The sequence below is a fragment of the Nocardia sp. CC227C genome, from assembly GCF_030767025.1.
Taxonomy (GTDB): Bacteria; Actinomycetota; Actinomycetes; order Mycobacteriales; family Mycobacteriaceae; genus Nocardia.
Genome location: NZ_JASITE010000007.1, coordinates 184,692 through 195,160, shown reverse-complemented (window position 1 = coordinate 195,160; position 10,469 = coordinate 184,692). Strand labels below are relative to the sequence as shown.

The following is a 10,469-nucleotide window of genomic DNA, read 5'->3' as shown; positions in this document are numbered from 1 at the left end:
GAGTGTCATGACCGCAGTGCCTTCCTCGGCCGCCACGACGGAGAAACCTCGCAGCGATCCCCCACCGGACGCCGAGGACGCACGGCGAACCACGAACACGAAGGAACAGCAGAAGGCGGGCGCACGGGCGCTGCGCGAGCTGCTCGCGCCGGTCTCGACCCAGCTGACCATCGGCAGGCTGCTGGCGGTGGTGTCCGGAGTGCTCGCGGTCGTCCCGTACATCGCGCTGGTCCGCGTCGGTGAGGTGCTGCTCGACGCCCACACCTCGGGCGTGGCCGTCGACGGGGCCGAGGTCGACCGCTGGCTGCGCATCCTGGTCGGCGCGTTCGCGCTCCGGCTGGCGATCTACTTCGTGGCCCTGTGCGTCACCCATCTCGCCGATGCCCGGTTCGGGCACCTGATCCGGCTGCGCATGGTCCAGCGGTTCGCACGGGTTCCGCTGGGCTGGTTCACCTCCACGAACTCGGGACGGGTGCGCAAGGCGCTGCAGGACGAGATCGGCACGGTTCACCAGCTCATCGCGCACAAACCCGTCGACGGCACGAACGCGATCGTGATGCCGCTCGCGCTGATGGTCTACGCATTCGTCATCGACTGGCGGTTGGGGCTGCTGTCGATCGCGACGCTGCCCTGCTACGTCGTGGCCATGGCGCTGCCGCTGATCGGCATGGGCGAGAAGACCGTGGAGATGGATCGGCGGCTGTCGAGCGTTTCGGCCCGGATGGTCGAGTTCGTCACCGGGATCGCGGTGGTCAAGGCGTTCGGCCGGGTCGGGCGGGCGCACCGCAGCTACCGGGAGGCCGCCGACGACTTCTACAACTTCTACTCCGACTGGGTCAAACCGCTCATCCGGGTCTCCGCTCTGGGCACCTCCTTCCTCGCCGTGCCGCTGGTGCTGCTGGTCACCATCGGGGGCGGCTCCTGGCTGGTCCATCGCGGGTCGGTGACGGCGGCCGATGTGCTCGCCACGGCACTGATCGCGCTGCTCATCCCCTACGCGCTCGAGGTGCTGATGAACTCGATGTGGTCGCAGCAGCTGGCCGGCGGTGCGGCGCTGCGGCTCGTCGAACTGCTGGACACCCCGGTGCTGCCGGACGGTGACGGCGAGGCCGAGCGTCCGCGGACCCATGACGTGACCTTCGACCGCGTCAGCTACTCCTACGGCTCCGCCGCCGATTCCGCGCTGGCCATCGAGGACGTCAGCTTCACGCTGCGGCAGGGGACGGTGACCGCCCTCGTCGGGCCGTCGGGTTCGGGCAAGTCGACGATCGCCACCCTGCTGGCCCGATTCGACGATCCACGATCGGGCACCATCAGCATCGGCGGCGTCCCCGTCTCGCGGATCGCGGATCTCTACTCGCAGGTGGGTTTCGTCCTGCAGGATCCGCAGCTGCTGCGGATCAGCATCCGGGACAACATCGCCCTCGGCCGTCCCGACGCCACCGACGCCGAGATCAGGGAGGCCGCCCGCGCCGCCCAGATCCTCGACGAGATCGAGGCGCTGCCACGCGGATTCGACACCGTCTACGGCCAGGACACCACATTGTCCGGCGGGCAGGCGCAACGCGTCTCGATCGCCCGGGCACTGCTCGTCGACGCCCCCGTACTCGTTCTGGACGAGGCCACCGCGCTGACCGATCCCGAGTCCCAGCACGAGATCCAGCAGGCGCTGTCGGTGCTGGCCCGCGGCCGGACCGTGCTGCTCATCGCGCACCGCCCCGAGGTGATCACGGGTGTCGACCAGATCATCCTCATCGACTCCGGCCGTATCACCGCGATCGGAACCCATGACGAACTGCGCACCGAACCCGCGTACGCGCGGTTGTGGCGATCCACCGGAGCCGAGCGCAACACCGGCATCCAGCTGACCGCCGGTGCGACCGAAGGAGACCGGCCGTGACGCTGCCGCTGATCGATATCGTGCCCCGGATGAGCCGGATGATCTCGCGTCCGGAGGCGATGCGTCCGGCCCTCGCCATCAATGTCGGCGCGGGACTCGTCGAGGGGCTGGCCCTCGCCGCGCTGCTGCCGACCATCAGCGCCCTGGCCGAGGACGCTCCCGTCTGGGGTATGGACCTGGCCGGATGGCTGTGGCTGCTCGCCGGGCTGGCGACGGCCAGCTTCGCGGTGAATTACGTGCAGAGCCGCAAGAACTACGCCGTCGCCCTCGACTTCCTGATCAGCATCCACCGGCTGGTGGGTGATCAGGTGGCCAAGCAGCCGCTGGGCTGGTTCGCCCGGCCGGTGGCCGGCCGGCTGTCCCGCATGGTCTCCACCGAGCTGATGTCGGCGGGTGAGATCTTCGCGCACATGTTCGGGCCGCTGGTCAGCCGGATCACCGCGACGATGGTGGTGGTCGTCGCCGCCTGGCTCTGGAATCCGCTGCTCGGCCTGATCCTTACCGTGGCGGTGCCGGTCTTCGTCGTGATCACGCTGCTGTCCACCGATCTGATGCGCCGGGGCCGTCGCATCCACGAGCCGGCCGAGGTCGTGCTGGCCGATCGGATCGTGGAGTACGCCCAGTGCCAGGGTGCGCTGCGCTCCTGCGGCCGCAGTGCGGACTTCCCGCCGCTGTCGGCATCGCTGGAACGCGCGTACGCCACCAAGACTCGCGGTCTCTGGCTCGAATCCGCGGGACTGCTGCTCGGCGGCATGGTCACCCAGGGTGTGGTCGTCGCGCTGATCAGCGCGACCGGATCGCTGGCGGTCAGCGGCACGCTGGAACCGATTCCGGCGCTTGCCTTCGTCGGGCTGGCACTGCGGTTCTCCTCGACGCTGTCGGCCATCACCGAGAACGCCGTATCGCTCGAGTCGCGCCGTCCGCTGCTGGACGCGCTGGACGAGGTGCTCACCGCCGAGCCGCTGCCGGAACCGGCCACCCCGAGCCCGCTTCCCGCCCCCGGCACCGTGGCGCTGGACGGCGTCACGTTCCGATACGCCGCCGGCGCGGATCCGGTGCTGCGGGACGTGTCCTTCACCGTGCCCGCCGGATCCATGGTGGCGCTGGTAGGCCCGTCGGGCAGCGGCAAGACCACCATCGCGCGTCTCATCAGCCGGTTCTACGACGTGGACGCGGGCACCGTCGCGGTCGGCGGGGTTCCCGTCACCGAGCAGACCGGTACGCAGTTGATGGGTCAACTGTCGATGGTTTTCCAGGACGTCTACCTGTTCGACGACACCCTCGTCGCCAATGTCGCGGTGGGCCGTGACGACGCGACCGCGGCGGAGATCCGGCAGGCCGCGGACCTCGCCGGTGTCACCGAGATCGCCGAACGCCTGCCCGACGGCTGGGACACCCGGGTCGGCGAGGGCGGGCGGGCGCTCTCCGGCGGTGAACGCCAGCGGGTGGCGATCGCGCGGGCGCTGCTCAAGCGGGCGCCCATCGTGCTGCTCGACGAGGCGACGTCGGCTCTCGACGTGGAGAACGAGGCCCGGATCGTCGCGGCCATCGACGCCCTGCGCGAGCAGGCCACGGTCATCGTGATCGCGCACCGGCTGGACACCATCGCCGGGGCGGATCGGATCATCCAACTCGATGCCGACGGCACGGTCGCGGCCCAGGGGACGCATACCGAACTGCTGGCGGAGAACGGCACCTACGCCCGCTTCTGGCAGCATCTGCACAGCACGCGAGGGTGGCAGCTGACGAACCATTAGCCTATCCGCATGAGTGTTTCCGGATGGGCGGTAGGCAAGAAGGTCGGCCGCAAACCCGCCTTCACCGCGGACGACGTCGTCCGGGCGGCGATGGACCTGGGCATCGACACGTTCACCCTGGCCGCCGTCGCCGATCGGATCGGCGTCGTCACCACCGCGATCTACCGGGTGTTCCCGTCCCGCGACGACATTGTCGTCGCCTGCCTCGACACCATCGCCGCGACCGTGCGGCGCCCCGCTCCGGGCGCCGACTGGCGCGACACCCTGCACCTGTGGGCGGACGAGTGCTGGCGGGTGTGCGAGGAATATCCCGGGCTCGACCACGTGGTGTACTCCTTCGCGCCCGCGTTCACCCGGATCGCGCACATTCTCGACGAGTACGCGGCGAGTATCACCGCGCACGGCAAGACGCCGGGTCAGGCCATGTTCGCGCTGGACTTCATCGGCGACACCGTCTTCGTCTGTCACCTCGGCGTGGTGTCCATGCGTGCCACCGACTCCAGCGGGGCGACCGGGCTCGACCGGGTCCGCAGCGCGCTGGGTGCGGACCCGACCGCGCTCCGCCCCCGGGACTCGTGGCAGGACCGCGGGATGACCGATGTCAAGGTGGACTTCATCATCAACGGACTGGAGCGGCACTGGCCGGAGATATGAGCGCCGCCCATCGAAACCGCTACGCCCGCAGCTCTTTCAGCATATCCAGGTAGTGCTGGTTGAACATCACGCCGAGCACATTGCCGAACGGGTCGATCACCGAGGCGGTGACGAATCCGGTGCCGTGCTCGGTGGGCGCGGCGTGTTCGGTCGCGCCGAGGGCGAGCAGCCGTGCGAAGGCGGCCCGCACATCGTCCACGGCCCAGTAGGTCATGGTGCCCGCGGGCGTCTCCGCCATCGGGTGCGGCGCGTATCGGCTGTCGAGGATGCCGAATTCGTGCTGGTAGTCGCCGATGCGGAACTCGACGTAGGCCAGCTGCCCGGCGAAGTCCTTCTCGAAGTACGGCTCCACGCCGAAGACCTCGGTGTACCAGCGCACGGCGGCCGGGACGTCGGCGGCGAAGTGATTGACGGTGGTGAGTCCGCGCAACATGGGGTTATTCCTTCTCTCGGTGGTGATGTGATCAAGTCTGCGCCGCAAAGTGCTCACCGATTGAGCACTTTTTCTGGGAATCTGAAGACATGCGTGCCGATCGTCTCGTCGCCGCCCTGCTGCTCATGCAAGCGCGGGGCCGGGTGACCGCCGCCGAACTGGCCGAGGAGCTGGAGGTGTCGGTGGCCACGGCCCGCCGCGATCTGGAAGCCCTCTCCACCGCGGGCATCCCCGTGTATCCGCAGGCCGGGCGCGGCGGCGGATGGTCGCTGCTGGGTGGTGCGCGCACCGATCTCAGCGGCCTGTCGGCCACCGAGGCGCAGGCGCTGTTCCTGCTGGTCGGTCCGGCCGCCGCGGTCTCCGGCGAGGCGAAAGCCGCACTGCGCAAACTGGTTCGGGCACTCCCCCAGACCTTCCGCACGGAGGCGCAGGCCGCCGCCGATGCCACCCTCATCGACTCCGCGCGCTGGGGTGCACCGGTCCGGCAGCGCCCGGAGCTGGTGGGCCGGCTGCAAACCTCGGTGGTGTGCCGCCGCCGGGTGCGGCTCATCTACGCGAGCGCCACCGGACGGCATTCGGAGCGCACGGTCGACCCGTGGGGCCTGGTCGACAAGGACGACACCTGGTATCTCATTGCCGGAACCGCGAAGGGGCAGCGCACTTTTCGCGTGGACCGCATCGTGGCCGCCGAGCCCACCGACGAAATCTTCGAGCGCCCCGACGATTTCACCCTCACCGCCGCGTGGGACGAGGTGGTCGGCGAGATGGAGAGCATCCGCTCCCGGGTCCGGGCGACCCTGCTCGTGGACACTCGCCTGGTGTACGTGCTGCGCGACCAGTTCGGGCGGCACTGCGAGGCCGAGGCCGAGGCCGACGGGCGCAGCCGCGTCCGCGTGGGTGCGCCCACCGCCCTGGACATCGCCCGGCACCTGGCCGGGTGGGGTGCCGATATCGAGGTGCTCGACCCGCCGGAGGTCCGGGCGGAACTGGCGCGCATCGGTGCCGAACTCACCGCCCGCTACGACTCCCGCACCGCTTAACGACAATTCGTAGTAGACCGGTTGCCGGGCCGGAATCCGCTGCCGCTACCATCGGTGCGTGCTCTCCCGCGCATTCCAGCGACTAGCCGACCTGTTCCCGCTGCCCTCCCTGCGGGCGCAGCGCATCATCGCCTTCGCGGTGATCCTCTCCCAGGCCGGCATCTCCGTCACCGGAGCCATCGTCCGCGTCACCGCGTCCGGCCTGGGCTGCCCCACCTGGCCGCAGTGCTTCCCCGGCAGCTTCGTGCCGGTCACCGTGGCCGAGGTGCCGGTGATCCACCAGGCGGTCGAGTTCGGCAACCGCCTGCTCACCTTCGTGGTGTGCCTGTTCGCGGGTGCGGTGGTGCTGGCGGTGACGCGCGCGCGGCGGCGGCGCGAGGTGCTGGTGTACGCGTGGCTCATGCCCGCGGGCACGGTCGTACAGGCGGTGATCGGCGGCGTCACGGTGTTGACCGGTCTGCTGTGGTGGACGGTGGCGGTGCATCTGCTGGCGTCCATGGTCATGGTGTGGCTCGCGGTGCTGCTGTACGCCAAGATCGGTGAGCCCGACGAGGGTGTCGCCACCGTGCGGGCTCCACGCCCGCTGCGCGTGCTCACGGCGCTCAGTGCCGTGGCCATGTCCGGCACCCTGGTGGCCGGAACCCTGGTCACCGGCGCGGGTCCGCACGCGGGTGACAAGAGCCTGGAACGTCCGGTCGAACGCCTGGAAGTCGAGATCGTCCCGCTGGTCCATCTGCACGCGGAAATGCTGGTCGCCTACCTCGCCCTGCTGGTGGGTCTCGGCTTCGGCCTGGCGGCGGTCGGCATGACCCGCGCCATCCGCCTGCGTCTCACGGTCGTCATCGCCATCGTCTGCGCCCAGGCCCTGGTCGGAGTCGTCCAGTACCTCACCGACGTCCCCGCCGCCCTGGTTGCCCTGCACGTCGGCGGCGCGGCCGCCTCGGTGGCCGCCACCGCCGCCCTTTGGGCCGCCATGCGCACCCGCGAGCCCCTCCCCGCCGACCTCCGCGAACCCGCCGCCAACGCGGCCTGATCCCTACCGCCCGGGCAGGTCGAACCTTCCCGCCCGCAGCGCGGCGGTGAAGGTGTCCCACGCGGCCCCGCCGAACACCAGCGCGGGGCCGGACGGGTGCTTGGAGTCACGCACGCCGACGCGTCCATGCGGAAGGTGCGCGGCCTCCACGCATTCTCCGGTCGAATGGCTCCGGCTCGACTTGAACCACAGGGCTTCGGATAGATCAGTCGTCACGCGGTGTACTCCTTCGCCACTGCCGATATGAATTGCCTTGACGCATCTGGGCTCAACGCTACGCGACCGATCTCGGTGAAGGCATCGCGATAGCGTCGCACTTCCGCTTCCCGTTCGAGGTAGAGATCCCCGGCCCACTCCTCTACGTAGACCACCGGAGGTTCGCTCAGTCCCGTCGCTGGCAGCTTCGGAAACTCCAGCAGCACAAATGATCCCACCAACGAACCGAATCCGCGCTGCCGGGCACCGTCGAAAGGCACTACGCGCAGCGTGATATTCGGCCGCTCGCCGACATCTACCAACCGCCGCAGCTGACCGGCCATGACCGCCGGACCACCGATCGGGTCGCGAAGCACGGCCTCCCACAGAATGATGTCGACGGTCAACTCCTCGTCCAATCGAGCCTGCCGTCGTGCCATCATCTCCACCCGACGTTCGATGTTCTCCGTTGAAGCGGCAGGAGTTTCGGCCCATGCAACGGCGCGTCGGTATTCAGCGGTCTGCAGCAACCCGGGCACTATGGTCACCTTCCACGACACGAGGTTGCCCGCCGCGGCTTCCAGGCTCAGGTAATGGTCGAACCCGACCCGCATCTCATCGGCGTACGCGCGCCACCAGCCACCACCCGACTTCTGCGACGTTCTGACCTCGCCCGCCAAACCGAGCAGAATGACGCGCTCGTCATCCGTTGCCCGGTACGAGTCGCACAGCGTGTTCACGTAGAGGTCGGACACCTTGGTGGGCTGGCCCTCCTCCATGCGGCCGATCGTCTGCTGCGACACCCCGATCACCCGCCCGGCCGCCGATTGGCTCATGCCGATCGACTCCCGAAGCCTTTTCATCTCCCGTCCCAGAGCTCGCCTGGCGAGCGTCGATCCCGTCACCATCTCGTTAGCCTCACTATCGGACAATGCGAATTATGGAGAGGCCCGCTGCGCGGCGGCCCGTCGAGAAGTTCCAGGTAAATCCTGCCGGATTACCAGCCGTGGATACTCCAAAACCGCTGGATCGGGTGTGTACTCAGCAGAACCGACGATCGGAGATGCCCGATGAGCACCACCGCCACACCATCCGAACACCACGCGATCGCGGCCCTCCCCACTTGGGTGCGGGTCGACCACCCCGTCGTCGAATTATCCGCAATGCGCGGAATCGTCCTGACCCACAGCAAGATCCGCCGCATCACCCCCACCCACATCGAACTCTGGTGCGGCACAACCTACCTCCGCGATTCCATGCGCCCCGCCGCCGATCCCCACCAGGTGACCTTCACCCGCCCCAACTCCTACCTGCCCGGCGTCCGAGTCCGCCTCGCCAGCCCCTCCCACCCCGAGGCCCGATAACCATGCCCGAATACATCCCCCCGCGCACCCTGCAACTGGCGGCCTGCGACTACACCGGCCCCATGAACCCCCGCGACGCCCACGAAGCCCAAGCCCTGCACCGCGATTGCGATCCCACGACCTGCACCACGGCACGTCGCGCCGCCGAGGCCCATCCCGCTCCCCCACCATTCCGCCCCAGGTGACAGCACGATCCGCGTCACCGACGCGCGCGGCGGAAAAACCCCGACGACAACTCCGGCCCCGATCGAGTTACCGTGGCTGCCCTCTTGTGCACGTAACAGAACTCTGACGAGCTTTGATCGGTGTCGGTCGGCTACACTCCAAACGCCGTTCGGACGGCGCGGATTGATCGGGGAGGGGTTCGGTGCCGGAGAGGGCGGACAAGATCACGGTCTGGGAGCAGAGTCGGCGAGAAGATCTCCAATTCCTGCAAGAGGCGCTGGGCGCGGAAGCACTCGATCTGGAGCAAGATCCGCTGTCTTTTCTTGCACCTTTGGACCACTTCGTCTCGATGCAGGACTACGACGCATTGGACGAGGATGGCCGGTTCTGGCTGCACGCGGCCTTGAGTGCCTACATCGCTCAGGTGATCCTGGTTCTCTACGATGCCCGGTGGGATGTGATCACCGACAGTCGTGGCCCGAACTATGTCCTGGTGGTCAAGGGACTCGATGGCAACGACCATATCGTCTCACCCATGGATGTCGTCTACGACGACTTCAACCGCGCCAGGCGACCGGAGGTCGCCAGAATGCTCGGTACTGCCGAGTTGACGGCCGGGGTTGCCCGCGAGTCGTGGAATCGATAGCGATCGGGCCGGGGAAAGTGCCCCAGCCGACATCCGACAATACTGCCGCGACCCGCACGATCGCGCGAGCACCTCGCGGCGGCCGGGCGGCGAACGCACTGAAATACCGAATGCCGTACAGATTTCTCGCACCTGGTCGGCGCGGAGAGCCCACCCCCGAAACCGCCGCGAACCGATACGGTGAGAGCCGTTCTATCCCCAAGACAGGATCGTTGGAACAAACGACCGCGGAGGGTTCGATGTCCAAAGAGGTCTACCTGATTGCACTTGACGACCAGGGCCTGCCTGGAGTTCTGGACAAGTCGGTAGTACAGGAGATATTCGCCCGACACGGCGTAGACGTGGCTGGTGCAGAGGAGGTCTACGTCAGTGACCCTGAGGTCGAACACGCCTGGACGAAGGTCACCGGTTTGGGAAGCGGTGTACTGACCTTCTGGCGGCCTGCCGGCCGACTGATCTGGCATGTACTTTTCGATCTACTGATCGACTGCCACGGGTTCGCCTACGACGGCGGTTCCCTGATAGTCGGCAATCACGAGTCCCTGCGACGGCTCCACGCATCGGACGATTGGGACGCCGATAGTGCCCGGACCGTCACCTCAGCAAGCCAGCTCGGCTGATCTTGCGACGATAAGCAGCAACCTTCGAAGCATGCCGCAAGCATCAGGTCTGCCGGAACAACGGTGGATCTCGATCGCGGTTCGATGCGCTGTGCTGCGTCGCCTGGTGGTTGACGGCAGTGTTGCCCGAGCGTGATCGGGCCATAGCGGCGGCGAATGCGACGCGTAGCTCGGGAGCGGGCTCACCGAGAACGACGCTGCGGATAATCATCTCGATCATCACACGGTCATAATCGTCGTTCATCCGGGGTGCCGTTTGGGATCGGTCTCAACAGCAGCCGAGGTGATCCTTCGACCGTCCGCGGCCAGCGGGGAGAACGACACCTCGTATATCTCATGACCGGTCCAACTGCGGTGCATGAAGACAATGTCGCCTTCGGTGAAGATATTCCATTTCTCGTCCATGCTCCGTGACCGGTAGCCGCTCCGGATGCGGTCCCACTCGTTTGCGGTCCACACTCGGTCAGGCAGCTGTGGAAGCGGCTGGGGCGTGACGAACGGATACAGTTTGCGGAAGGCGCTTCTGGTCAGCGGCACGTCACGGTCCATGGCCCGATCATAAGTCTGCGGCAAGCCACGTCGCGGCGATCCGAGGTCGGCAGAACGTCCGCAACTACACCGGCTCACCCACCGGATTCCAGCTCCACAATTGGCTGGGTGCG

At 67.7% G+C, this 10,469-nt stretch carries 14 protein-coding genes; 9 read left to right on the top strand and 5 right to left on the bottom strand.

Features of this window, described 5'->3' with window-relative positions; translation table 11 throughout:
- Nucleotides 1-7: 7 nt before the first annotated feature.
- The 3 genes from QMO76_RS16445 to QMO76_RS16435 are packed head-to-tail and all read left to right on the top strand — an operon-like array spanning nucleotide 8 to nucleotide 4,311.
- Nucleotides 8-1,900 carry an ABC transporter ATP-binding protein gene (locus QMO76_RS16445; protein WP_306362165.1) on the top strand — a complete coding sequence of 631 codons (1,893 nt, stop codon included), beginning with the start codon at nucleotides 8-10 and terminating at the stop codon, nucleotides 1,898-1,900.
- A complete protein-coding gene (locus tag QMO76_RS16440; protein WP_306362164.1) occupies nucleotides 1,897-3,657 on the top strand; it encodes an ABC transporter ATP-binding protein in 1,761 nt (586 codons plus the stop codon). Before QMO76_RS16445 ends, QMO76_RS16440 begins: the two co-directional genes overlap by 4 nt.
- 9 nt (nucleotides 3,658-3,666) lie before the next feature.
- Nucleotides 3,667-4,311 carry a TetR/AcrR family transcriptional regulator gene (locus tag QMO76_RS16435; RefSeq protein WP_306362163.1) on the top strand — a complete coding sequence of 215 codons (645 nt, stop codon included), beginning with the start codon at nucleotides 3,667-3,669 and terminating at the stop codon, nucleotides 4,309-4,311.
- Between the two features lie 19 nt (nucleotides 4,312-4,330).
- Here QMO76_RS16435 and QMO76_RS16430 read toward each other — a convergent pair whose 3' ends face one another.
- Nucleotides 4,331-4,744 carry a VOC family protein gene (locus tag QMO76_RS16430; RefSeq protein ID WP_306362162.1) on the bottom strand — a complete coding sequence of 138 codons (414 nt, stop codon included), beginning with the start codon at nucleotides 4,742-4,744 and terminating at the stop codon, nucleotides 4,331-4,333.
- An 89-nt stretch (nucleotides 4,745-4,833) separates the two neighbouring features.
- Here QMO76_RS16430 and QMO76_RS16425 point away from each other — a divergent pair, with 89 nt between their 5' ends.
- Together QMO76_RS16425 and QMO76_RS16420 are read left to right on the top strand one after the other, a co-directional pair.
- On the top strand, nucleotides 4,834-5,784 hold the full coding sequence (locus QMO76_RS16425) for a YafY family protein (protein ID WP_306362161.1): 951 nt from the start codon (nucleotides 4,834-4,836) through the stop codon (nucleotides 5,782-5,784).
- Between the two features lie 58 nt (nucleotides 5,785-5,842).
- Nucleotides 5,843-6,817 carry a heme A synthase gene (locus tag QMO76_RS16420; RefSeq protein WP_306362160.1) on the top strand — a complete coding sequence of 325 codons (975 nt, stop codon included), beginning with the start codon at nucleotides 5,843-5,845 and terminating at the stop codon, nucleotides 6,815-6,817.
- Between the two features lie 3 nt (nucleotides 6,818-6,820).
- On the opposite strand, the gene QMO76_RS16415 is transcribed toward QMO76_RS16420, so the two are convergent.
- Complete coding sequence (locus QMO76_RS16415) at nucleotides 6,821-7,033, bottom strand: DUF397 domain-containing protein (RefSeq protein WP_306362159.1); 213 nt, start codon at nucleotides 7,031-7,033, stop codon at nucleotides 6,821-6,823.
- The gene (locus QMO76_RS16410; RefSeq protein ID WP_306362158.1) at nucleotides 7,030-7,920 is read right to left on the bottom strand and encodes a helix-turn-helix transcriptional regulator; all 891 of its coding nucleotides are present in this window, start codon (nucleotides 7,918-7,920) and stop codon (nucleotides 7,030-7,032) included. Before QMO76_RS16410 ends, QMO76_RS16415 begins: the two co-directional genes overlap by 4 nt.
- A 162-nt stretch (nucleotides 7,921-8,082) precedes the next feature.
- On the opposite strand from QMO76_RS16410, the gene QMO76_RS16405 reads away from it, so the two are divergent.
- From QMO76_RS16405 to QMO76_RS16390, 4 genes are all read left to right on the top strand, one after another.
- The gene (locus QMO76_RS16405) at nucleotides 8,083-8,376 is read left to right on the top strand and encodes a hypothetical protein (RefSeq protein ID WP_306362157.1); all 294 of its coding nucleotides are present in this window, start codon (nucleotides 8,083-8,085) and stop codon (nucleotides 8,374-8,376) included.
- Between the two features lie 2 nt (nucleotides 8,377-8,378).
- Nucleotides 8,379-8,561: a hypothetical protein gene (locus QMO76_RS16400; protein ID WP_306362156.1), complete on the top strand. Its 183-nt coding sequence runs from the start codon at nucleotides 8,379-8,381 to the stop codon at nucleotides 8,559-8,561.
- A gap of 182 nt (nucleotides 8,562-8,743) precedes the next feature.
- On the top strand, nucleotides 8,744-9,187 hold the full coding sequence (locus tag QMO76_RS16395; RefSeq protein ID WP_306362155.1) for a hypothetical protein: 444 nt from the start codon (nucleotides 8,744-8,746) through the stop codon (nucleotides 9,185-9,187).
- Between the two features lie 239 nt (nucleotides 9,188-9,426).
- Nucleotides 9,427-9,807: a hypothetical protein gene (locus QMO76_RS16390; RefSeq protein WP_306362154.1), complete on the top strand. Its 381-nt coding sequence runs from the start codon at nucleotides 9,427-9,429 to the stop codon at nucleotides 9,805-9,807.
- Between the two features lie 43 nt (nucleotides 9,808-9,850).
- Here the strand turns inward: QMO76_RS16390 and QMO76_RS16385 are convergent, their stop codons facing one another.
- Both QMO76_RS16385 and QMO76_RS16380 read right to left on the bottom strand, forming a co-directional pair.
- On the bottom strand, nucleotides 9,851-10,051 hold the full coding sequence (locus QMO76_RS16385; protein WP_306362153.1) for a hypothetical protein: 201 nt from the start codon (nucleotides 10,049-10,051) through the stop codon (nucleotides 9,851-9,853).
- The gene (locus QMO76_RS16380; protein WP_306362152.1) at nucleotides 10,048-10,356 is read right to left on the bottom strand and encodes a hypothetical protein; all 309 of its coding nucleotides are present in this window, start codon (nucleotides 10,354-10,356) and stop codon (nucleotides 10,048-10,050) included. The genes QMO76_RS16385 and QMO76_RS16380 overlap by 4 nt, the downstream gene beginning before the upstream one ends.
- Nucleotides 10,357-10,469: the final 113 nt, after the last annotated feature.

Bases quoted from the DNA above. Each gene is read 5' to 3' on its own strand.
- QMO76_RS16445 (WP_306362165.1), top strand. From the start codon at position 8: ATGACCGCAGTGCCTTCCTCGGCCGCCACGACGGAGAAACCTCGCAGC.
- QMO76_RS16435 (WP_306362163.1), top strand. From the start codon at position 3,667: ATGAGTGTTTCCGGATGGGCGGTAGGCAAGAAGGTCGGCCGCAAACCC.
- QMO76_RS16430 (WP_306362162.1), bottom strand. From the start codon at position 4,744: ATGTTGCGCGGACTCACCACCGTCAATCACTTCGCCGCCGACGTCCCG.
- QMO76_RS16425 (WP_306362161.1), top strand. From the start codon at position 4,834: ATGCGTGCCGATCGTCTCGTCGCCGCCCTGCTGCTCATGCAAGCGCGG.
- QMO76_RS16410 (WP_306362158.1), bottom strand. From the start codon at position 7,920: ATGGTGACGGGATCGACGCTCGCCAGGCGAGCTCTGGGACGGGAGATG.
- QMO76_RS16405 (WP_306362157.1), top strand. From the start codon at position 8,083: ATGAGCACCACCGCCACACCATCCGAACACCACGCGATCGCGGCCCTC.
- QMO76_RS16400 (WP_306362156.1), top strand. From the start codon at position 8,379: ATGCCCGAATACATCCCCCCGCGCACCCTGCAACTGGCGGCCTGCGAC.
- QMO76_RS16390 (WP_306362154.1), top strand. From the start codon at position 9,427: ATGTCCAAAGAGGTCTACCTGATTGCACTTGACGACCAGGGCCTGCCT.
- QMO76_RS16385 (WP_306362153.1), bottom strand. From the start codon at position 10,051: ATGAACGACGATTATGACCGTGTGATGATCGAGATGATTATCCGCAGC.
- QMO76_RS16380 (WP_306362152.1), bottom strand. From the start codon at position 10,356: ATGGACCGTGACGTGCCGCTGACCAGAAGCGCCTTCCGCAAACTGTAT.